The following is a 21,637-nucleotide window of genomic DNA, read 5'->3' on the forward strand; positions in this document are numbered from 1 at the left end:
GTTATACCCGGGCGGCGGTGACGGCGGCCGAACCCCAAGTGGTTCTCCAGCGACGCTTGACGCCATGCAGGCCGAACCAGGCCAGGACACTGAGGCTGGCGAACAACCACAACGCCAGTTGATAGCTGCCGGTGCTCTGCTTGATCGCACCCATGCCCGCCGCCAGGGCGAAGCCGCCGATGCCGCCGGCCATGCCGATCAAACCAGTCATCACGCCGATTTCGCGACGGAAACGTTGTGGCACCAGTTGGAATACCGCACCGTTGCCTGCACCCAGGCCGAGCATGGTGCACACGAACAGTGCCAGCGCCGCGTAGGAACTCGGCAGGTTGAAACCCACGGCAGCGATGCAGATAGCCGCCACGGTGTACATGCCCAGCAGGGTGCGGATGCCGCCGAAACGGTCTGCCAAGGCGCCGCCCAGTGGGCGCATCAGGCTGCCACCGAAGACGCAGGCGGCGGTGTAGTAGCCGGCGGTGACCGGGCTCAGGCCGTATTGGTCGTTGAAGTAGCCGGGCAGGGCGCTGGCCAGGCCGATGAAGCCGCCGAAGGTCACACTGTAGAAAAACATGAACCACCAGCTGTCGCGATCGCCCAGGGCCTTGAGGTAATCGGCCATGGATTTGGCCTTGGGGCGCTCGGGGGCGTTCTTGGCCATCAAGCTGAAGGCGATCAGGGTCAGGACCAGCGGGATCAGCGCGAAGCCGAACACGTTGGTCCAGCCGAACGACACCGCGAGGATCGGCGCGGCCAGGGCGGCGAACACGGTGCCCGAGTTACCGGCCCCGGCGATGCCCATGGCCTTGCCCTGATGTTGCGGCGGGTACCACTGGGACGCCAATGGCAGTGCCACGGCGAACGAGGCCCCGGCCATGCCCAGGAACAGCCCCAGCAGCAGCGCTTGTTCATAGCTGTGGATGCCGAGTTTCCAGGCACAGAACAAGGCACCGATCACGATGACCTGGCCGATCATGCCGGCGGTCTTGGGTGACAGACGGTCGGCCAGCAACCCCATGAACAGGCGCAACACCGCGCCGGCCAGAATGGGCGTCGCCACCATCAAGCCACGTTGTTGGGTGCTCAAATGCAAATCGGCGGAGATTTGCACCGCCATCGGGCCGAGCAGGTACCAGACCATGAAGCTCAGGTCGAAATAGAGGAAGGCCGCGAACAGTGTCGGGGTATGGCCGGATTTCCAGAAGCTTGAATTCATCGCGCACCTCAGCTGTAAAAGTCTCGAGAAATGAGTCAGTGCTTTGAGCAGTGCGCCGCCTGTGGTCGCACCACCGGTCCCGCAGGACCAAAACAAAAAAACGCCGCAACCCGGATTGCTGGAGGGCAATGGGGTATGCGACGTCTTTGTCGTAGGTGGGGCAACCGCCGTTGGTTACCTGTGGGGTGGGTTAAGCGAGATCTGTGCCAACCTGATAATTCGGGGCGAGCCCTTCGCGAGCGGGCTCGCTCCCACAGTGGATTTGTGGCGTTCATAAATATGAAGTCCACTCCGGACTTCCTGTGGGAGCGAGCTTGCTCGCGAAGACGGTGGGTCAGTCGATATCGATGTTGAACGTTAGATCGCCATCGCGAGCAAGCTCGCTCCCACAGTTGATTTGTGGTGCGACAAATATGAAGTCCACCCCGGGACTTCCTGTGGGAGCGAGCTTGCTCGCGATGACGGTGGGTCAGTCGATATCGATGTTGAACATTAGATCGCAATCGCGAGCAAGCTCGCTCCCACAGTTGATTTGTGGTGCGACAAATATGAAGTCCACCCCGGGGCTCCCTGTGGAGCGAGCCTGCTCGCGATGGCGGCAGGCCCTGCGCTACAAGGCTTTCAGCCCAGCAGCTCATTCATGGCAATGATCTGCTCCGCCACCTGGATCAGCTTCTGCTGGCGGCTCATGGCCTGGCGGCGCATCAGGGTGTAGGCCTGTTCCTCGTTGCACTCCTTCATCTTCATGAGCATGCCCTTGGCCAGTTCGATGCGCTTGCGTTCGGCCAGTTGCTGGTCCCGGGCCAGGAGTTGGGCGCGCAGGGCCTGGTCGCTTTCGAAGCGGGCCATGGCGACGTCGAGGATCGGTTGCAGGCGCGCGGCATGGATGCCTTCGACGATGTAGGCGCTGACGCCCGACTTGATCGCCTGGCGCATTACATCCGGGTCGTGCTCGTCGGTAAACATGACGATCGGTCGCGGCTGGTCACGACTGACCAGCACCACTTGCTCCATCACATCGCGTCCGGGTGACTCGGTATCGATCAGGATCACGTCCGGACGCACTGTTTCGACGCGCGCCGGCAGGTCGATGGTCAGGCCGGATTCGTCGATCACTTCGAAACCGGCTTCAATCAGGGCGGCTTTCAGGCGACCGACTTTTTTCGCGGTGTCGTTGATCAGCAGGATACGCAGCATGGTCGTGGCTCCTGTCAGCGGCTGGCGAGAAGGGGAGCCGCATCGCTCAAGGCGTGCAGTTTGAAGCTGCGGGCGTACCCGGCCGGATCAGTGCCGTCCCAGGTGGTGCCGTCGATCAGTTGGCTGCTGCGCATGTCCTGGCCTGGGGAGATTACGCCCAGCGCCGCGGCGGCTTCACGGTACAACTTGAGCTGCTGGACCTGGCGCGCGACGGCCAGGTAGTCCGGGTCTTCACGCAGCAGGCCCCAGCGACGGAACTGGGTCATGAACCACATGCCATCGGACAAGTATGGCAGGTTCACCTCGCCGCCTCCGTGGAAGCGCATGGCATGGGGGTCCTGCCAACTGTTGCCCAAGCCGTCGGCATAGATGCCCAGCAAGCGCGGCTCGATGCAGTCCAGCGGCGCGTCGAGGTATTCGGGTGCGCTCAACAGTTGTGCGGTGCTGCGACGGTTTTCAGTGCTTTGCTCGATGAAGCGGCTTGCTTCCAGGATCGCCATTACCAGCGCCCGGGCGGTATTGGGGTATTGCTCGACGAACGCGCGGGTGCAGCCGAGGACCTTTTCCGGGTGGTCGGGCCAGATGGTCTGGGTGGTCGCCAGGGTAAAACCGAGGTTTTGCTTTACCGCACTGGCGCACCAGGGCTCGCCCACGCAAAAACCGTCGATGCGCCCGGCTTGCAGGTGAGCGACCATTTGCGGCGGTGGTACCACGACGCTGTCGACATCCGATAGCGGATGGATGCCCTGGGCCGCGAGCCAGTAATAGAGCCACATGGCATGGGTGCCGGTGGGGAAGGTCTGGGCGAAGGTCAGTTTCGGGCGAGTTTGGTGCACGTGCCGTTCCAGTGCTTCAGGACTGGTCACGCCTTGGGCCTGGAGGCCGTGGGAGAGGTTGATGCTCTGGCCGTTCTGGTTCAACCCCATCAGCACGGCCATGTCCGTCGGTGCGACGCCGCCAATGCCCAGATGCACTGCGTAGATCAAGCCATAGAGGCTGTGGGCGGCATCGATTTCACCGCTGACCAGCTTGTCCCGCAGGTTGGCCCAGGATGCCTGGCGCTTGAGATTCAGGGTCAGGCCGTAGGGTTGGGCGAAGCCTTGGGTGGCGGCCACCACCACCGGGGCGCAGTCGCTCAAGGCCATGAAGCCGAGGTTGATCGCGCTCTTTTCCGGGGCATCGCTGCCATTGACCCAGGCCAGGGGCGTGGCTGGAACTTCATTCATCGATATCACCTTCCACATGAAAAGGCGCCGTGTCCTGGCCAGGAGAGGCCGGACGCCGACGCCGTTGTCCTTTGAAACAGTGCGGCACTCATTCCGTCGTTGGCATGGGGCGCTGATGACCAAAAAGGTGCAAGGCATATGCCAGCGCTGTGGTTTTGTGCGAGCGCCTCGCTTGCGACACCGTTGCGCGGCTATAATCGCCGCCTCATTTCGTCGCCCGAGTCAAAGCCGCCCATGTACACCCTGGCCCGTGAACTGCTGTTCAAATTCTCCCCGGAAACCTCCCATGACCTGTCCCTGGACTTGATCGGCGCGGGCGGGCGCTTGGGCCTTAACGGTCTGCTGTGCAAGGCCCCGGCGAAACTTCCGGTGACGGTCATGGGGCTGGAGTTTCCCAACCCGGTCGGGCTGGCGGCGGGCCTGGACAAGAATGGCGCGGCCATCGACGGTTTTGCGCAATTGGGTTTCGGCTTCGTTGAAATTGGCACCGTGACGCCGCGACCGCAGCCGGGCAACCCCAAGCCACGACTGTTCCGTCTGCCCCAGGCCGAGGCGATCATCAATCGCATGGGCTTCAACAACCTGGGCGTCGATCACCTGCTGGCCCGTGTCGCGGCGGCCAAGTACAAGGGCGTGCTGGGCATCAACATCGGCAAGAACTTCGACACTCCGGTGGAGCGCGCCGTCGACGATTACCTCATCTGCCTGGACAAGGTCTACGCCCACGCCAGCTATATCACCGTCAACGTCAGTTCCCCGAACACCCCGGGGCTGCGCAGCCTGCAGTTCGGTGATTCGCTCAAGCAACTGCTGGCCGACCTGGCCCGGCGCCGTGCGGAGCTGGCGGTCACCCATGGCCGACATGTGCCGCTGGCCATCAAGATTGCCCCGGACATGAGCGACGAGGAAACCGTCCAGGTAGCCCAGGCGCTGATCGAGACTGGCATGGACGCGGTGATCGCCACCAACACCACGCTGGGCCGCGAAGGTGTCGAAGGGTTGGAGCATGGCGACGAGGCGGGCGGCTTGTCTGGCGCGCCGGTGCGCGACAAGAGTACCCATACCGTGAAAGTCCTCGCGGGTGAGCTGGCGGGACGCTTGCCGATCATCGCGGCGGGCGGGATTACCGAAGGTCGGCACGCCGCCGAGAAGATCACCGCCGGGGCGAGCCTGGTGCAGGTTTATTCGGGGTTCATCTACAAGGGGCCAGCGTTGATTCGCGAGTCGGTGGATGCGATTGCGGCGTTGGGGTGATTCCTAAGGTTGGTGAGGTCCATTTGTGGCGAGGGGATTTATCCCCGCTGGGCGTGAAGCGGCCCCTGTAAGCTGCTCTCGGTGTGTCAGGTTTATTGTGTGATCTTTTTGGGGTTGCTGCGCAGCCCAGCGGGGATAAATCCCCTCGCCACAGCAGTGTTTGCAGCTCAAGTCCAAGAAACCCGGGCATTAAAAAGGGCTCCTCGAAGGAGCCCCCTGGGCCGCAGCCCGCCGTCCGGATGGGACGTGCGTGGTTAAATCGGTTTGGATGTCAGATTGTCGAGTTCTTGAGTAATAGGCCCTGTGTCAGCCGACGGCGTGAAGTTCGTTGAGTCTGTGGATACCCGCAGTGCCGGTCATACCGTCCCAGTTGTCGCCGCGTCCTTCCCGCCAGCCATTGATCCAGGCTTGACGTACCGACGGTAGAGTAAAGGGGCAAAGCTCACGGGATTTACCACCAACGCCATATTGGTAACCGCGTAAAAAAGCTCTTTCCAACGGATCACGCTTAAGTCTTCTCATAGGGTGTTGCCCTCACTTGTTGACTGTTGCTTAGCGTCGACCTCTATCGAGGCCGGGGCAGAATCATTCTGCCGTTGGTGGCTCGTTGCCGGCGTGACGAGCCAAGGTGTTGACGCCGTTGCGACGTCAACCTGTGGTGAGTTCTAACCAAAGCGTCACACGGATGGAATGATCGTTTTGTCATAAGCACGTAACAATAAAGATGTTAGTGCGATAAGTAACATGATGTTCGACGCCCGCTTTCGAGCAAGACCCCTGTATGATCAGCCCTGCGCTGAAAGGCGGTCGCCGGAATCGAATGAGAATGTCCCCCTGTTGCACTCGGGTACTAATCGACGAAAGGGACAACTTTTCACAATTTGTTGCACAGAATTTTTTATCTGTCCTCGCATCTAAGCTCTTTGAACCTGAGCGGCGAGGACGGAGCGGCACACTTTCGTGCCACGCGGGTGCTCTTGAGAAAAGCACCTGATTGAACCCGGCCCGGCAATGCGTTGCCCGGCCCACTTAGCCAAAGGCTCTGGAAATCCCATGTCCGACCGTTTTGAACTCTTCCTCACTTGCCCCAAGGGCCTCGAAGGCCTGCTTCTTGAGGAAGCCGTCGGGCTTGGCCTTGAAGAGGCGCGAGAGCATACCTCGGCCGTTCGCGGCAGCGCTGACATGGAGACGGCCTATCGGCTCTGCCTCTGGTCCCGCCTGGCCAACCGCGTGTTGCTGGTGCTCAAGCGCTTCCCGATGAAGGATGCCGAAGACCTTTACCACGGTGTGCTGGATGTCGACTGGCAAGACCACATGCTCGCCGACGGCACCCTGGCGGTGGAGTTCAGCGGCCACGGCTCGGGCATCGACAACACCCATTTCGGCGCCTTGAAGGTCAAGGACGCCATTGTCGACAAACTGCGTACGCCGTCGGGCGAGCGCCCGTCCATCGACAAGCTCAACCCGGACCTGCGCATCCACCTGCGCCTGGACCGCGGCGAAGCGATCCTCTCCCTGGACCTTTCCGGCCACAGCCTGCACCAGCGCGGTTATCGCCTGCAGCAAGGCGCCGCGCCGCTGAAGGAAAACCTCGCCGCCGCGATCCTGATCCGCGCCGGTTGGCCGCGTATTGCCGCCGAAGGCGGGGCGCTGGCCGACCCGATGTGCGGCGTCGGCACGTTCCTGGTGGAAGCCGGCATGATCGCCGCCGACATGGCGCCGAACCTGCGTCGCCAGCAATGGGGCTTTACCGCCTGGCTCGGCCATGTGCCGGCGTTGTGGAAGAAGCTTCATGAAGAAGCCTCTGAACGCGCCGCTGCCGGGCTGGCCAAGCCGCCGTTGTGGATCCGCGGCTACGAGGCCGATCCACGGCTGATCCAGCCGGGTCGCAACAACGTCGAGCGCGCGGGCCTGAGCGAGTGGATCAAGATCTACCAGGGCGAAGTCGCCACCTTCGAGCCGCGCCCGGACCAGAACCAGAAAGGCCTGGTGATCTGCAACCCTCCGTATGGCGAACGCCTGGGCGATGAAGCCAGCCTGCTTTATCTCTACCAGAACCTCGGCGAACGCCTGCGCCAGGCCTGCCTGAACTGGGAGGCCGCGGTGTTCACCGGCGCGCCGGACCTGGGCAAGCGCATGGGCATTCGCAGCCACAAGCAGTATTCGTTCTGGAACGGCGCCTTGCCCTGCAAGCTGCTGTTGATCAAGGTGTTGCCGGATCAGTTCGTCACGGGCGAGCGTCGGACCCCGGAGCAACGCCAGGCCGAGCGTGAGCAATCCGCCTACGACCAGACCCCGGATGTCCCGCAGGAGCGTCAGTACAACAAGAACGGCAACCCGATCAAGCCAGCGCCGGCACCGGCCCCCGTGGTCGAGCAGGCGCGCCTGAGCGAAGGCGGGCAGATGTTCGCCAATCGCCTGCAGAAAAACCTCAAGCTGCTGAGCAAGTGGGCCAAGCGTGAAGGCGTGGACTGCTATCGCGTCTACGATGCCGACATGCCGGAATACTCGATGGCCATCGACCTGTACCACGATTGGGTTCACGTGCAGGAGTACGTCGCGCCGAAGTCCATCGATCCGGAAAAGGCCTCGGCCCGCTTGTTCGATGCGCTGGCGGCGATCCCCCAGGCCTTGAACGTCGACAAGAGCCGCGTCATCATCAAGCGCCGCGAGCGCCAGAGCGGCACCAAGCAGTACGAGCGCCAGAGTGCCCAAGGCAAGTTCACCGAAGTCAACGAAGGCGGCGTGAAGCTGCTCGTCAACCTCACGGATTACCTCGACACCGGGCTGTTTCTCGATCACCGGCCCATGCGTCTGCGAATCCAGAAAGAAGCGGCCGGCAAGCGCTTCCTCAACCTGTTCTGCTACACCGCGACCGCCAGCGTCCACGCTGCCAAGGGCGGTGCCCGCAGCACTACCAGCGTCGATTTGTCGAAAACCTACCTGGATTGGGCGCGGCGCAACCTGTCGCTCAATGGCTTTTCCGACAAGAACCGCCTGGAGCAGGGTGACGTGATGGCGTGGCTGGAAGCCAGCCGTGACGAATACGAGCTGATCTTCATCGATCCGCCGACCTTCTCCAACTCCAAGCGCATGGAAGGCGTGTTCGACGTGCAGCGCGATCACGTCCAGTTGTTGGACCTGGCCATGGCGCGCCTGGCGCCGGGCGGCGTGTTGTATTTCTCCAACAACTTCCGCAAGTTCCAACTCGAAGAGAACTTGGCCGAGCGTTACGCGGTGGAGGAAATCACCGCGAAGACCATCGATCCGGATTTCGCCCGAAACAGCAAGATTCACCGCGCATGGAAAATCACGGCACGCTGATCTCGTTGATTGGATCCACCCAAGCCTTGAAATTCAAGGCTTCCGGGTGTTTTTGGGGCTGGCTAAAATAGTGGCAAATAGCTATAACTTAGCTGTGATCGGGGCGGTTCAAAATGCCTGGTCCTTTTCTGAGTTATGGGTATGGCATTACATCCGGTGCGTCCCAGGATCCTGGGTTTTATCAGCGAAGATGTTTCAGCGTGGCTGGTGGCTTCTTTGGTCCTGGCGGCGGGGGCTTTGCTGACCGGCTTGTTGGCCTGGGGCACGCTGAATCTGTTCAATCAGCAACTGCGCCAACGTTTCGCGCTGCAAGTCGACGAGCGCTACAGCCGCATCGAAGAGCGCTTTCAGGACCAGGTCCAACGCCTCGACAGCCTGAGGCGTTTCTTCGCCAACTCCGATGGGGTTTCCAACACCGAATTCCATGGCTACACCGAAGCCATGCTGCGCCATACCCGGGCCTTCGCCTGGGCGCCCCGGGTGCTTCGGGACGAGCGGCAGGCATTCGAGCACCAGGCGCGCGCCGAAGTCTCCGGTACGTTTACCATTCGTGAGCCGGACGAGGCGGGCCTGCTGCGCGAGGCCCCCGAGCGGGACGAATACGTACCGGTGCTGTACGTCCAGGGCCAGCCCTCCTATGGCGCACCGCTGGGCCTGGATCTGCTTTACCAACCCACCCGCCGCGCCACGCTGGAACGGGCCCGCGAACGTAACGCCATGACAGTGTCCAAGCCCCTGGACCTGGTCGGCGTCGATCCGATCTTTTCCAGGGGAATCATGCTGGCCGCGCCAGTGGTGCGGCATTCCGGAAGTGAACTGTTGGGTTTCGTCGTGGCTGCGGTCAGCATGCGCCAACTGATGTCTGATGGCCTGCCGGATTCCGGTCATGACAACTTGTCGATGCGGGTGCTGGACCTGTCCAGCGACGATCATCAAGAAGTGCTGTACGAGAGCCCTGACCGCCCGGGCAAAAGCGAGTTATCGGCGACCCGGCTGTTGCGCCTGGCCGATCGTGACTTCCGGGTTGAGCTGCGACCCAGCCACTTGTTCCTGTCGAGCAATCATTCCAGCGTGATGAGCCTGACGGTGCTGGGCGGGTTACTCAGCCTGATGCTCAGTGTCTTGTTCTACACGCTGGTCAGCCAGCGGCAACGGGCCCTGGCGCTGGTGGAGCAACGGACCCAGGAACTGCGGGCCCGGGAAACGGAATTGCGCGGGACCCATGGCCAGTTGAGGGGCGTGCTCGACGCCGCGACACAGGTTGCGATCATTGCCACTGATTTGCGCGGTGTCATCACCACTTTCAATGCCGGTGCCGAGCAGATGCTCGGTTATCGGAGCTGCGATGTCTTGCAGAGCATGACCCTGGAAAGCCTCCATGTCCCGCGCGAGCTGCAGGAGCGGGCAGCCCAGCTCGCCGCTCGCTTTGGCAAACCGATCCCCACCTGCCACGCCATGTTGCTGGAAGGCGGCGAGCAGGGTGGCCAGCAGGCGCGGGAGTGGACGCTCGTACGCCGCGACGGCAGCTATCTGACGGTGAACATGCTGGCGACTCCGGTGCTGGACGACCAGGGGCTTTGGGTCGGGCACCTGGCGATCTGCATCGACGTCACCGAGCGCAAGCGCGTCCACGAAGCATTGGCCGCCAGGGATCTGTTGTTGAAGAAACTCAGCGCCCATGTGCCCGGCGGTATCTATCAGTTCAAGATGGATTTCAACGGCAGCTTCAGCGTGATCTACGCCAGCGATGGCATCCGGGATATCTACGAACTGGAGCCGGACGTCCTGGTGCGGCACGCCGAAGCGATTTTTTCCCGCATTCATCCATTGGACAGCGCGCGGGTTCGGGCATCGATCCGCACCTCGGCCGACACGCTGAGCCCCTGGCGCGAAGAGTATCGGGTGCAACTGCCACTGCGCGGCCTGCGCTGGGTCCGCGGCGAGGCGACGCCTGAGCAACTGCCGGGTGGCGGGGTGTTGTGGCACGGTTATATCTCGGACATTTCCGACCTTAAGCGCGTGGAAGAAGAGCTGCGGGCGTTGTCGGTGACCGACGCCCTGACCGGCATTCGCAACCGGCGTTATTTTCAGGAGCGGCTGACCTCGGAGTTGGCCCGGGTCGAGCGCGGCTCCGGGGAAATGGCGGTCATCATGCTCGACATTGATCATTTCAAACGCATCAACGATCAATATGGGCACGCGACGGGCGACCGAGTCTTGCAAGCGGTCTGCGAGCGCATCACCCAGCGACTGCGACGCACCGATGTGTTCTGCCGGCTCGGCGGGGAAGAGTTCGTGGTGCTGTGCCCTGACACCGACGGCGAAAGCGCCTACGCGCTGGCCGTGGGATTGTGGGACGGCCTGCGCGGGGCGCCGATCGAGGAGGTGGGGGTCATCACTGCGAGTTTTGGCGTCGCCAGCCTCCGTCCCGGCGAAGGCGCCGATGCGCTGCTGCTACGAGCTGACTCGGGGGTCTATGCGGCCAAGCAGGCCGGGCGCGATCGGGTCGAGGCGCCGTTGGAATAGTGCCTTTTACGCTAACCACTGTGGGAGCGAGCTTGCTCGCGAAAGCGGTATCTCATTCAGCATCGATGTGTGCTGACCTACCGAATCGCGAGCAAGCTCGCTCCCACACTTGATCTCTGTCGTCCCGGCTCAGAGCACCGAAGCCGCCTGCGGGAGCTTCGGCTGGCGATACAGGTCAAGCAATACCTGGTCCAGCACCGAAGAAGCGCCCCATGGCTTCGGATCGTTGAGGATCGCCACGACCGCCCAGGTGTTGCCGTTGATGTCGCGGCTGAAGCCGGCAATGGCCCGGACGGTGTTCAGCGTGCCGGTCTTGATGTGGGCTTCGCCAGCCATGGCGGTGGTCTTGAGGCGCTTGCGCATGGTGCCGTCGGTTCCGGCGATGGGCATCGAGCTGATGTATTCCGCCGCATACGGACTGTGCCATGCCGCCTGCAGCATCGCCGCCATTTCCCGGGCGCTGACCCGTTCGGCGCGGGACAGGCCAGAACCGTTCTCCATCACCAGGTGCGGCGCGGTAATGCCTTTCTTGGCCAGCCACTGGCGTACGACCCGCTGCGCAGCCTTGGCGTCGTCGCCGTCGGCCTCGTTGCGAAACTGCGCACCGAGGCTGAGGAACAGTTGCTGGGCCATGGTGTTGTTACTGTATTTATTGATGTCGCGGATGATCTCCGCCAGGTCTGGCGAGAAGGCCCGGGCGAGCAACTTGGCGTTGCCCGGGGTCGCGGCCAGGCGATCGTTGCCCTGGATGCTGCCGCCCAGTTCTTTCCAGATCGCCCGCACGGCGCCAGCGGTATAGGTGGCGTGATCGAGCAATGACAGGTAGGTCTGGGAGCTGCATCCATCGCCGAGTTGGCCACTGACGGTGACGGTCATGCTGCCATCGGCGTTCGCCACCGGGTTGTAGCGAACGCCGCCGGCGCACTGCTTGCCATTGGCGGCCTTGACCACGTTTTCGATGCGGATGCTGGCAATCGGCGGCTCGACCGATACCAGCACCCGGCCGCCGTCGTTGCGGGCGACGAAGCGCAGGGCCTTGAGGTTGACCAACAGCGAGTCGGGCTTGACCAGGAAGGGTTTGTTCTCGTCGTTGCCGTCGTCGTTGAACTCGGGCAATTGTGGCTGGATGAAAAAACTCCGATCCAGCACCAGGTCGCCGGTCACCTGCTGCACGCCGTTGGCCCGCAGGTCGCGCATCAACAGCCAGAGTTTTTCCATGTTCAGCTTGGGATCGCCGCCACCCTTGAGGTACAGATTGCCGTTGAGGATGCCACCGCTGAGGGTCCCGTCGGTGTAGAACTCGGTTTTCCACTGGTGGTTTGGCCCGAGCATCTCCAGCGCAGCGTAGGTCGTGACCAATTTCATGGTGGACGCCGGGTTCACGGAAACATCGGCGTTGTACAGCGTCGGGGTGCCAGGGCCATCGAGCGGCACCATGACCAGGGACAGGGCGTTGTCTTGCAGCTTGCTGTTCTTGAGGGCCTTTTGCACATTCGGCGACAGGGCGGTGTTGATGGTCGCGGCGTGGGTGGTGACAGGAACAGCCAGGGGAAGAAGAAGGCTGGCCAGGAGCAATGGACGCAAAGATTTGATCATGTGAAGTAAAACCCTGCAGGCGAGGGGGAAAAAGACGAGGACATGAAAATGAACGCCCTCAACGGTCATGAAAGTTCGGCATTATGCCCCAAGGCGCAACGGCTTGTGCCGTGCCCAAGCCCGTCGAAGCGGTATTTTTTTACCGGCGGTAACGCGATATGCCTGATGAGTCGGGCAAACGATGCACCAAACTGGTAAAGTGCCGGCCGTTATTACTTATGAGGATTGTTCCAATGGCGACTAACCGTTCCCAGCGTCTGCGCAAAAAGCTGTGCGTGGATGAATTTCAAGAGCTGGGTTTCGAACTGAACCTGGATTTCAAAGAAGATCTGGCCGATGAGGCTATTGACGCTTTCCTCGACGCTTTCCTGAAAGAAGCCATGGAAGCCAACGGCCTGGGTTATGTCGGCGGTGACGACTACGGCCTGGTTTGCCTGCAGAAGCGTGGCTCGGTGACCGAAGAGCAGCGCGCTGCCGTTGAAGCCTGGCTCAAGGCCCGTCCTGAGCTGACCAGCGTTGAAGTCAGCCCGTTGCTGGACGTGTGGTACCCGGAAAAGCCGATCAACCCGAAGGCTTGATGGTGTAAAAAAAACCGGCGACCTTTACAGGTGCCGGTTTTTTTGTGCCTGCCATTTGTGCGGCGCTTGCCAGGCCGCCTTCGCGAGCAAGCCCGCTCCCACAGAGGTGATATGAACGACACATATCCACTGTGGGAGCGGGCTTGCCCGCGAAGCTTTTAAGTTTCAGGCGTTGCGCCAATTCAGGATCAGCAACGTCAACACCCCCGCCACAATCCCCCAGAACGCCGAACCGATGGAAAACAGCGTCAGCCCCGACGCCGTGACCATGAAAGTGACCAGCGCCGCCTCCCGTTCCTTCACTTCGCTCATGGCGATGCTCAGCCCATTGATGATCGACCCGAACAGCGCCAGGGCCGCGATGGACAGCACCAGTTCCTTGGGCAATGCCGCGAACAGTGCCGCCAGCGTTGCGCCGAACACTCCGGCAATCCCATAGAAAATCCCGCACCACACGGCGGCCGTGTAGCGCTTGTTGCGATCTTCATGGGCGTGCGGCCCGGTGCAGATCGCTGCGCTGATCGCCGCCAGGTTGATCCCGTGGGAGCCGAACGGCGCCAGCAGCAGCGAGGCGACGCCGGTGCTGGTGATCAACGGCGACGCCGGTACGTTGTAGCCATCGGCGCGCAGCACGGCAATGCCAGGCATGTTCTGCGAGGTCATCGCCACCACGAACAGCGGGATGCCGATGCTGATGGTGGCCGCCAGGGAAAAGTGCGGCGTGGTCCAGACCGGTGTCGCGACTTCCAGGGCGAAACCGCTGAAATCCAAAAGTCCCAACAGGCCCGACAGCGCGGTGCCGACCAGCAGCGCCGCCAGCACCGCGTAACGCGGCGAGAGGCGCTTGACGATCAGGTAGGTGAAGAACATGCCCAGCACCAGGCCGGTGCGGTGCTGGGTGGCGACAAAGATTTCGCTGCCGATCTTGAACAGGATGCCCGCCAGCAACGCCGCCGCCAGCGAGGCCGGAATGCGCTTGACCAGGCGCTCGAAACTGCCGGTCAGGCCGCAGATTGTCACCAACGCCGCGCACGTTATATAGGCACCGATGGCCTCGCCATAACTCACGCCGCCCAGGCTGGTGATCAGCAACGCCGCGCCGGGAGTCGACCAGGCAATGGTAATCGGGGTGCGATAGCGCAGCGAAAGGCCGATGGAGCACACGGCCATGCCGATGGAAATCGCCCAGATCCACGAGGAAATCTGCCCGCTGGTCAGGCCCGCCGCTTGCCCAGCCTGGAACATCAGCACCAGGGAACTGGTGTAGCCCGTCATCATGGCGATGAAGCCGGCGACGATGGCCGAGGGCGATGTATCGGCCAAGGGACGAAGTGGCGCGGTCGTGACTTCGGTCATGGTGGGCGGTGTTCCTTGTTGTAGATTGGCTGGCCTTGATGGGCCACGGGTTTCGTGGTTTAAGCCTAAACTCAACACCGTGGTCGATTGCAATACAGCCATGTCCGCAAAGAGCCGTACAGTCGTGTTGCCATCAGAGGTTGTGTACAATCGCCGTGTTTTTTACGCGATACTTGCCAGCGACCCGCTGTGCCGTATTACAGTCACGGTTAAATCGCCGCAGTTCTCCCGACTCGAGTGCCCATGAACGAACAGTTGCAGCCCCTCAAGAAACAACCGCGAGCAGGCAAAGCCGGCCGCAGCGGAACCCAGGACGATATTGTCTATGCGCACATTTTCGAGGCCATCCTCGAGCAGCGCCTGGCGCCCGGTACCAAATTGAGCGAAGAGGCACTTGGGGAGATTTTCGGGGTGAGCCGCACCATCATTCGCCGTGCGCTGTCACGCCTGGCCCATGAAGGCGTGGTGCTGTTGCGGCCCAATCGCGGCGCGGTCGTCGCCAGCCCGAGTGTCGAAGAGGCACGCCAGGTGTTCTTCGCCCGGCGCATGGTGGAGAAGGCGATCACGGAACTGGCGGTCCAGCACGCCACCGCCGAGCAGCTTGCCGAGCTGCGGCAGATGGTCAGCGACGAGCGCGACAGTTTCTCCCGCGGCGATCGTGGCGCCGGCATCCGCTTGTCGGGCGAGTTCCACTTGAAGCTGGCCGAGGCGGCGAAGAATGCCCCGCTGATCAGCTTCCAGCGCAGCCTGGTATCCCAGACTTCGTTGATCATCGCCCAGTATGAAAGCGGCAATCGATCCCACTGTTCCTATGACGAACACACCCAACTGATCGACGCCATCGAGGCCCGCGACGCCAAGCTGGCGGTGGACCTGATGATGCACCACATGGACCACATCGACAGCAAGCTCAACCTCGACGAGGAAAGCGCGTCGGATGACTTGCACGCGGTGTTCTCGCATCTGTTGCAGAGCAAGAAGCCGGGGCGTGCGCCTGCCAAGCTCTGAGGGTTGAATCAGTCATACCGCCAATCGCGAGCAAGCTCGCTCCCACAGGGTTAGTGTGAACAACACATATCCCCTGTGGGAGCGAGCTTGCTCGCGATGGCGATCCAACATGCGCTGAAGTTTTATCGCTGGTGAACCAACCTCCCAGCCGCATAAGTCTGCGCGACCGTCCGGTCATCCCCCAGCGTCATCAACACGAACAACCGCTCGGCAATGTCCTTGGCCTGCTTGAGGCGATAGCTCAACAGCGGCGTCGCGTTGTAGTCCAGCACCAGGAAGTCCGCATCGGTTCCTGGCTGCAACGTCCCGATCTTTTCCTCCAGGCGCAAGGCCCGGGCGCCGCCGAGGGTGGCCAGGTACAACGATTTGAACGGACTCAGCCGCGCGCCTTGCAACTGCATGACCTTGTAGGCTTCGTTCAAGGTGTGCAGCAGCGAAAAACTGGTGCCGCCGCCCACGTCCGTGCCCAACCCTACGTTCACCTTGTGCTTCTCCGCCATCGGCAGGTTGAACAGCCCGCTGCCCAGGAACAGGTTCGAGGTCGGGCAGAAGGCAATGGCCGAACCAGTCTGCGCCAGGCGCGCGCACTCGTCGTCGCACAGGTGCACGCCATGGGCGAACACCGAGCGTTCGCCGAGCAGTTGGTAGTGGTCGTAGACGTCCAGGTAACCCTTGCGCTCCGGGAACAGCTCCTTGACCCATTGCACTTCCTGCAGGTTTTCACTGATGTGGGTCTGCATGTACAGGTCCGGGTATTCGCTGAGCAATTGGCCGGCCAGGCTCAGTTGTTCCGGGGTGCTGGTCGGTGCGAAGCGCGGGGTCACGGCGTAGTGCAGGCGGCCCTTGCCGTGCCAGCGCTCGATCAGCGCCTTGCTCTCGGTGTAGCTGGATTCGGCGGTGTCGACCAGATAGTCGGGGGCGTTGCGATCCATCATCACTTTGCCGGCGATCATCCGCAGGTCGAGTTTCTCGGCCACTTCAAAAAACGCGTTCACCGATTGCGGGTGCACGCTGCCGAACACCAGGGCGGTGGTGGTGCCGTTGCGCAGCAGTTCCTTGATGAAAATATCCGCCACTGTCTCGGCATGGGCCTTGTCGGCGAATTGGCTTTCGCAGGGGAAGGTGTAGGTGTTGAGCCAATCCAGCAGTTGCTCTCCATACGCGCCGACCATGCCGGTTTGCGGCAGATGGATGTGGGTGTCGATGAAGCCCGGGGTGATCAGCGCGTCCTGGTAATGCGTGATCTCGATGTCCGCCGCCAGGGTCGGCAGCAGGTCGCTGGCGTGGCCGATGGCACTGATCTGGCCGTTTTCCACCACCAGCAGGCCGTCTTCGAAATACTCATGGGACGCCTCGATGCCCACCTCGGCCGGGTCGGCGAGACTGTGGAGCAGGGCGGCGCGGTAGGCTTTGCGTGTCAGGGGCATGGTTTGTCTCGTTAAAAAAGATTAACGCTGGCTGCGGCGCGAAACCGGCAGCAACTTGGCAATCGGTTCGGCGCGTGAGGTGTGCTGGCCGAAATCCGCGTTATAGGTGGCGATGATTTCGCCAGCGATGGAGATGGCGATTTCCACAGGCAACTTGCCTTTGACTTCGCCGATGCCCATCGGGCAACGCATGCGTTGCAGGGTGCCGCTGTCGAAGCCGCGATCCCGCAGGCGGTGTTCGAACTTGACCCGCTTGGTCTTCGAGCCGATCAGGCCGAAGTAGGCAAAGTCGTTGCGCTTGAGGATCGCGGCGCTCAGTTCCAGGTCGAGTTGGTGATTGTGGGTCATGACGATGCAGTAGCTGCCGGGGGGCAACTCGTCGACTTCATCCAGCGGGTCTTCGGTGACGATTTTGCGCACGCCATGGGGCAGGTGCTCGGGAAACTCGGCTTCCCGCGAGTCGATCCAGCGCACCCGGCACGGCAGGCTCGCCAGCAACGGCACCAGGGCGCGGCCGACGTGGCCGGCGCCGAACACGGCGATCTGCGCCTGGACCTGGCCCATGGGTTCGAACAGCAGCACGGTCACGCCGCCGCAGCACTGGCCAAGGCTGGCGCCGAGGCTGAAGCGCTCCAGATGGGTGTTCTGCTGGCCGCTGGCGAGCATCCGCCGAGCGATCTCCATAGCCTTGTATTCCAAGTGTCCGCCACCAATGGTGTCGAACGCCTGGCTGGCGCTAACGACCATCTTCGAGCCGGCGTTGCGCGGCGTGGAGCCGAGCTCCTCGATGATTGTCACCAGCACGCAGGATTCACCGCGGGTCTGCAGGTCGGCGAGGGCGCTGATCCAGTTGTACATATTCACCTCGACATCTCTCTTGTCTGTCCGGCCGCTTTCGCGAGCAAGCTCGCTCCCACATTGGATTGCGGTCCCCTGTGGGAGCGAGCTTGCTCGCGATAGCAGCGCCGCGGTCTAAAGCGAAGCCAACTCGGTTTCAGCTTCCCCTACCTGCACCACCCTCAACCCGCGCATCTGCTCACACCCCCACAACACCCGCTCCGGCGTCGCCGGCGCGTCGATCTTCGGTTGATGCTGGTAATCCCCGAGGCTCGCCACGGCGTCCTTGATGGCGCACCACGCGGCGATGCCGAGCATGAACGGCGGCTCGCCGACGGCCTTGGAGTGGAATACCGTGTCTTCGGGGTTCTTGCGGTTTTCCACCAACTTGACCCGCAAATCCAAAGGCATGTCAGCGACGGCGGGGATCTTGTAGCTGGCCGGGCCGTTGGTCATCAGCTTGCCCTTGTCGTTCCACACCAGCTCTTCCATGGTCAGCCAGCCCATGCCCTGGATGAAGCCGCCCTCGACCTGGCCGATGTCGATGGCCGGGTTCAGCGAGGCGCCGACGTCGTGGAGAATGTCGGTGCGCAGCATCTTGTACTCGCCGGTGAGGGTGTCGACGATCACTTCGGCACACGCCGCGCCAAAAGCGTAGTAATAGAACGGCCGACCACGGGCCTGGCTGCGGTCGTAGTAGATTTTCGGGGTCTTGTAGAAGCCGGTGCTCGACAGCGAGACCTGGGCGAAATACGCCTGTTGCACCAGCGCCTCGAAGGTCAGGATGTGATCGCGCACCCGCACGTGGCCGTTGTGGAATTCCACGTCTTCTTCACTGACCTTGTACTGCCGCGCGGCGAATTCCACCAGGCGCCGCTTGATGGTTTCGGCGGCATTCTGCGCAGCCTTGCCGTTCAGGTCGGCACCGCTCGAGGCCGCGGTCGGCGAGGTGTTCGGCACCTTGTCGGTGTTGGTCGCGGTGATCTGCACACGGTCCATTTCCACCTGGAACACCTCGGCCACTACCTGGGCGACCTTGGTGTTCAAGCCCTGGCCCATTTCCGTGCCGCCATGGTTGAGGTGGATGCTGCCGTCGGTGTAGATGTGGATCAATGCGCCGGCCTGGTTGAGGAAGCTGGCGGTGAACGAAATGCCGAACTTCACCGGCGTCAGCGCCAGGCCTTTCTTCAGGATCGGGCTGTTGGCGTTGTAGCGGCGGATCGCTTCGCGGCGCTCGGCGTATTGGCTGCTTTGTTCAAGCTCGGCGGTCATCTCTTCGAGCATGTTGTGCTCGACGGTCTGGTAGTAATGCGTGACGTTGCGCTCGGTCTTGCCGTAATAGTTGGCCTTGCGCACCGCCAGCGGATCGAGCCCCAGATGCCGGGCGATAGCGTCCATCACTTCTTCGATGGCGACCATGCCTTGGGGGCCGCCGAAACCCCGGTAGGCGGTGTTTGACGCGGTGTTGGTCTTGCAGCGATGGCCGTTGATGGTCGCGTCGCCCAGGTAGTAGGCATTGTCGGCGTGGAACATCGCCCGGTCGACAATCGAGGCCGACAGGTCTGGCGAGCAACCGCAGTTGCCAGCCAGTTCCAGGGCGATGCCATGCAGGCGCCCGGTGCTGTCGAAGCCGACATCGTATTCGATGTAGAAGGGGTGGCGCTTGCCGGTCATCAGCATGTCTTCGACACGGGGCAGGCGCATCTTGGTGGGCTGGCCGGTGAGGTGCGCGATCACGGCGCACAGGCACGCCGGGCTGGCGGCCTGGGTTTCCTTGCCGCCAAAGCCGCCGCCCATGCGGCGCATGTCGACCACGACCTTATTCATCGACACACCGAGCACTTCGGCCACCAGCTTCTGCACTTCGGTGGGGTTCTGGGTCGAGCAGTAGACGATCATGCCGCCGTCTTCAGTCGGCATCACCGAAGAAATCTGGGTTTCCAGGTAAAAGTGCTCCTGGCCGCCGATGTGCAGCGAGCCCTGGATGCGATGCTCGGCACTCGCCAATGCGGTGGTTGAATCACCGCGCTGGTGGGTGTGGCTGTCGAGCACGAAGTGCCGCTTGCGCAGCGCCTCGACCACGTCCAGCACCGGTTCGAGGTCTTCGTATTCGATGATCGCGGCCATGGCCGCCTTGCGTGCGGTCTCAAGGTCCTTGGCCGCGACGGCCAGCACCGGTTGGCCGACGAACTGCACGTCATCGATCGCCAGCAGCGGGTCGCCGGGCAGCAACGGGCCGATGTCCTTCAGGCCGGGAATGTCCTGGTGGGTAATGGCGATGCGCACGCCTTCGAAGGCGTAGCAGGGCGCGGTGTCGATGCGCAGGATTCGCGCGTGGGCGCGGTCCGACAGCCGCGCATAGACGTGCAACTGGTTCGGGAATTCCAGGCGGTCATCGATGTACTGCGCCTCGCCAGACACGTGCTTGGCAGCGCTGTCGTGCTTGACGCTGCGGCCCACGCCGGTCGTCAGGTCGCGGGCGAACAGCTCCGCGAGTTCAGCTTGGCTCTTCTCTACGGCGTGATGATTAGACATAAGCGGTCACCCGAGTCTCGATGTGCGGGGTTTGCAGTTCGATGAAGTATTTGCGCAGCAGGTTGCGGGCGCTGAGCAGGCGGTATTCCTTGCTGGCGCGGAAGTCCGAGAGCGGCGTGAAGTCCTCTGCCAGGGCGAGACAGGCGCGTTCGACGGTGCTGTTTTTCCATGGCGCACCGATCAAGACGGCTTCGCAATGCTTGGCGCGCTTGGGTGTGGCGGCCATGCCGCCGAAGGCGACGCGAGCGTCCTGGACTACACCGTTTTCGATGCGCAGATTGAATGCCCCACAGACGGCGGAAATGTCATCGTCCAGCCGTTTGGAAACCTTGTAGGCGCGGAACGCCTGCTCGGCGCTGGCCCGGGGCACGATGATTTTTTCGATGAATTCGCTTTCCTGCCGGGCGGTGACCCGGTAATCGAGAAAATAGTCTTCCAGGGCTAGGGAGCGACGGACCTGGCCTTTGCACAGGATAATCTGCGCGCCGAGGGCGATCAGCAGGGGCGGCGAGTCGCCAATCGGCGAGGCGTTGCCGATGTTACCGCCCAGGGTGCCCTGGTTGCGGATCTGCAACGAGGCGAAGCGCTGGAGCAATTCGCCGAAATCCGGGTATTCGGCTTGCAAGGCTTCGTAGCAATCGGAAAGCGGGGTGGCGGCGCCGATTTCCAGGCGATCGTCGAAACGCTCGATGCGCTTGAGTTCGGCGACGTTGCCGACGTAGATCATCACCGGCAGGGTGCGATGAAATTGCGTGACTTCCAGGGCCAGGTCGGTGCCGCCGGCCAGCAGCCGCGCTTGCGGATAGGCGTCGTAGAGATCGGCCAGGTCCGCCACGGTCAGCGGCACCAAGCAGCGCTTGTCGCCGCTGTTGAGTTCGCCGGTTTCGGTCGGCGCGATGGCTTTCAGGCGGGCAATGGTCTCGGCCTCACGGGCGTCGAACTGATCTGGCTGCTTGCCGCAACAGGCCTGCTCGGCGGCCGCCAGGATCGGCCGGTAGCCGGTGCAGCGGCACAGGTTGCCGGCCAGGGCTTCGTGGGCCTTGTGAGCGTCGGGTTGCTCGCTGTTCTTCTGCAGGGCGAACAGCGACATGACGAAGCCCGGCGTGCAGAAACCGCATTGCGAACCGTGGCAATCGACCATCGCCTGCTGGACGCTGTGCAGTTGGCCGTTGTGCTTGAGGTCTTCGACGCTGATCAGTTGCTTGCCGTGCAGGGACGAGACGAACGTCAGGCATGAATTGAGGCTGCGATAGCGAACGCATTCGCGGCCATTCGCATCCGTGTCCAATTCGGCCACCACCACCGTGCACGCACCGCAGTCGCCGCTGGCGCAGCCTTCCTTGGTGCCGGGTTTACCAACGTGTTCGCGCAGATAGTCGAGCACGGTCAGGTTCGGGTCCAGGGCATGCTCGCTACGGAGTTCCTGGTTGAGTAAAAACTGGATCACGGAAGGCCTCGCAGATTCATTATTGTTGTATCGACGTGGGCTGAATTTAGCAGTTCTGACTTTTCGGTCAATGATTTTCTGACTTAAAGGTCAAGAAAATCCATTCGGTCGAT

At 62.2% G+C, this 21,637-nt stretch carries 15 protein-coding genes; 5 read left to right on the forward strand and 10 right to left on the reverse strand.

Annotated elements, in window-relative coordinates:
- Position 1: 1 nt before the first annotated feature.
- From KSS97_RS09720 to KSS97_RS09730, 3 genes are all read right to left on the reverse strand, one after another.
- Entirely contained in the window at positions 2–1,213 is a 1,212-nt protein-coding gene (locus KSS97_RS09720) for a nitrate/nitrite transporter (RefSeq protein WP_217861534.1), read from the reverse strand.
- 621 nt (positions 1,214–1,834) lie between these two features.
- Positions 1,835–2,410: an ANTAR domain-containing response regulator gene (locus tag KSS97_RS09725; protein WP_025212689.1), complete on the reverse strand. Its 576-nt coding sequence runs from the start codon at positions 2,408–2,410 to the stop codon at positions 1,835–1,837.
- Positions 2,411–2,424: 14 nt separating this feature from the next.
- A complete protein-coding gene (locus KSS97_RS09730) occupies positions 2,425–3,636 on the reverse strand; it encodes a CmpA/NrtA family ABC transporter substrate-binding protein (RefSeq protein ID WP_198797595.1) in 1,212 nt (403 codons plus the stop codon).
- A gap of 234 nt (positions 3,637–3,870) precedes the next feature.
- Between KSS97_RS09730 and KSS97_RS09735 the strand changes: the two genes are divergently transcribed.
- Positions 3,871–4,890, forward strand: coding sequence for a quinone-dependent dihydroorotate dehydrogenase (locus KSS97_RS09735; RefSeq protein ID WP_198797594.1), 1,020 nt, complete (start codon positions 3,871–3,873; stop codon positions 4,888–4,890).
- Positions 4,891–5,196: 306 nt separating this feature from the next.
- Here the strand turns inward: KSS97_RS09735 and rmf are convergent, their stop codons facing one another.
- Positions 5,197–5,412 carry a ribosome modulation factor gene (rmf, locus tag KSS97_RS09740; RefSeq protein WP_003223300.1) on the reverse strand — a complete coding sequence of 72 codons (216 nt, stop codon included), beginning with the start codon at positions 5,410–5,412 and terminating at the stop codon, positions 5,197–5,199.
- A gap of 531 nt (positions 5,413–5,943) precedes the next feature.
- Here rmf and rlmKL point away from each other — a divergent pair.
- Entirely contained in the window at positions 5,944–8,214 is a 2,271-nt protein-coding gene (rlmKL, locus tag KSS97_RS09745; protein WP_217861535.1) for a bifunctional 23S rRNA (guanine(2069)-N(7))-methyltransferase RlmK/23S rRNA (guanine(2445)-N(2))-methyltransferase RlmL, read from the forward strand.
- A 141-nt stretch (positions 8,215–8,355) separates the two neighbouring features.
- Complete coding sequence (locus tag KSS97_RS09750) at positions 8,356–10,740, forward strand: sensor domain-containing diguanylate cyclase (RefSeq protein ID WP_217861536.1); 2,385 nt, start codon at positions 8,356–8,358, stop codon at positions 10,738–10,740.
- A 129-nt stretch (positions 10,741–10,869) separates the two neighbouring features.
- Here the strand turns inward: KSS97_RS09750 and dacB are convergent, their stop codons facing one another.
- Positions 10,870–12,336 (reverse strand): D-alanyl-D-alanine carboxypeptidase/D-alanyl-D-alanine endopeptidase, encoded by a 1,467-nt coding sequence (gene dacB / locus KSS97_RS09755; protein ID WP_217861537.1) that lies wholly within the window; start codon positions 12,334–12,336, stop codon positions 10,870–10,872.
- Between the two features lie 233 nt (positions 12,337–12,569).
- Between dacB and KSS97_RS09760 the strand changes: the two genes are divergently transcribed.
- Positions 12,570–12,914: a YggL family protein gene (locus tag KSS97_RS09760; protein ID WP_039589030.1), complete on the forward strand. Its 345-nt coding sequence runs from the start codon at positions 12,570–12,572 to the stop codon at positions 12,912–12,914.
- A gap of 165 nt (positions 12,915–13,079) precedes the next feature.
- Here KSS97_RS09760 and KSS97_RS09765 read toward each other — a convergent pair whose 3' ends face one another.
- A complete protein-coding gene (locus KSS97_RS09765; RefSeq protein WP_198797590.1) occupies positions 13,080–14,270 on the reverse strand; it encodes a benzoate/H(+) symporter BenE family transporter in 1,191 nt (396 codons plus the stop codon).
- A 243-nt stretch (positions 14,271–14,513) separates the two neighbouring features.
- On the opposite strand from KSS97_RS09765, the gene KSS97_RS09770 reads away from it, so the two are divergent.
- Positions 14,514–15,278: a GntR family transcriptional regulator gene (locus tag KSS97_RS09770; protein ID WP_217861538.1), complete on the forward strand. Its 765-nt coding sequence runs from the start codon at positions 14,514–14,516 to the stop codon at positions 15,276–15,278.
- 122 nt (positions 15,279–15,400) lie between these two features.
- Here KSS97_RS09770 and guaD read toward each other — a convergent pair whose 3' ends face one another.
- The 4 genes from guaD to xdhA form a co-directional block, all read right to left on the reverse strand.
- Positions 15,401–16,705, reverse strand: coding sequence for a guanine deaminase (gene guaD / locus KSS97_RS09775; RefSeq protein ID WP_217861539.1), 1,305 nt, complete (start codon positions 16,703–16,705; stop codon positions 15,401–15,403).
- A gap of 21 nt (positions 16,706–16,726) precedes the next feature.
- Positions 16,727–17,563, reverse strand: a complete 837-nt coding sequence (gene xdhC / locus KSS97_RS09780) for a xanthine dehydrogenase accessory protein XdhC (RefSeq protein ID WP_217861540.1) — start codon at positions 17,561–17,563, stop codon at positions 16,727–16,729.
- A 114-nt stretch (positions 17,564–17,677) separates the two neighbouring features.
- A complete protein-coding gene (gene xdhB / locus KSS97_RS09785) occupies positions 17,678–20,077 on the reverse strand; it encodes a xanthine dehydrogenase molybdopterin binding subunit (protein ID WP_217861541.1) in 2,400 nt (799 codons plus the stop codon).
- The gene (gene xdhA, locus KSS97_RS09790) at positions 20,070–21,524 is read right to left on the reverse strand and encodes a xanthine dehydrogenase small subunit (RefSeq protein ID WP_217861542.1); all 1,455 of its coding nucleotides are present in this window, start codon (positions 21,522–21,524) and stop codon (positions 20,070–20,072) included. The genes xdhB and xdhA overlap by 8 nt, the downstream gene beginning before the upstream one ends.
- Positions 21,525–21,637: the final 113 nt, after the last annotated feature.

The sequence above is a fragment of the Pseudomonas alvandae genome (assembly GCF_019141525.1).
Taxonomy (GTDB): Bacteria; Pseudomonadota; Gammaproteobacteria; order Pseudomonadales; family Pseudomonadaceae; genus Aquipseudomonas; species Aquipseudomonas alvandae.

Coding starts and splice junctions, on each gene's coding strand:
- KSS97_RS09720 (WP_217861534.1), bottom strand. CDS start 1,213: ATGAATTCAAGCTTCTGGAAATCCGGCCATACCCCGACACTGTTCGCG.
- KSS97_RS09725 (WP_025212689.1), bottom strand. CDS start 2,410: ATGCTGCGTATCCTGCTGATCAACGACACCGCGAAAAAAGTCGGTCGC.
- KSS97_RS09730 (WP_198797595.1), bottom strand. CDS start 3,636: ATGAATGAAGTTCCAGCCACGCCCCTGGCCTGGGTCAATGGCAGCGAT.
- KSS97_RS09735 (WP_198797594.1), top strand. CDS start 3,871: ATGTACACCCTGGCCCGTGAACTGCTGTTCAAATTCTCCCCGGAAACC.
- rmf (WP_003223300.1), bottom strand. CDS start 5,412: ATGAGAAGACTTAAGCGTGATCCGTTGGAAAGAGCTTTTTTACGCGGT.
- rlmKL (WP_217861535.1), top strand. CDS start 5,944: ATGTCCGACCGTTTTGAACTCTTCCTCACTTGCCCCAAGGGCCTCGAA.
- KSS97_RS09750 (WP_217861536.1), top strand. CDS start 8,356: ATGGCATTACATCCGGTGCGTCCCAGGATCCTGGGTTTTATCAGCGAA.
- dacB (WP_217861537.1), bottom strand. CDS start 12,336: ATGATCAAATCTTTGCGTCCATTGCTCCTGGCCAGCCTTCTTCTTCCC.
- KSS97_RS09760 (WP_039589030.1), top strand. CDS start 12,570: ATGGCGACTAACCGTTCCCAGCGTCTGCGCAAAAAGCTGTGCGTGGAT.
- KSS97_RS09765 (WP_198797590.1), bottom strand. CDS start 14,270: ATGACCGAAGTCACGACCGCGCCACTTCGTCCCTTGGCCGATACATCG.
- KSS97_RS09770 (WP_217861538.1), top strand. CDS start 14,514: ATGAACGAACAGTTGCAGCCCCTCAAGAAACAACCGCGAGCAGGCAAA.
- guaD (WP_217861539.1), bottom strand. CDS start 16,705: ATGCCCCTGACACGCAAAGCCTACCGCGCCGCCCTGCTCCACAGTCTC.
- xdhC (WP_217861540.1), bottom strand. CDS start 17,563: ATGTACAACTGGATCAGCGCCCTCGCCGACCTGCAGACCCGCGGTGAA.
- xdhB (WP_217861541.1), bottom strand. CDS start 20,077: ATGTCTAATCATCACGCCGTAGAGAAGAGCCAAGCTGAACTCGCGGAG.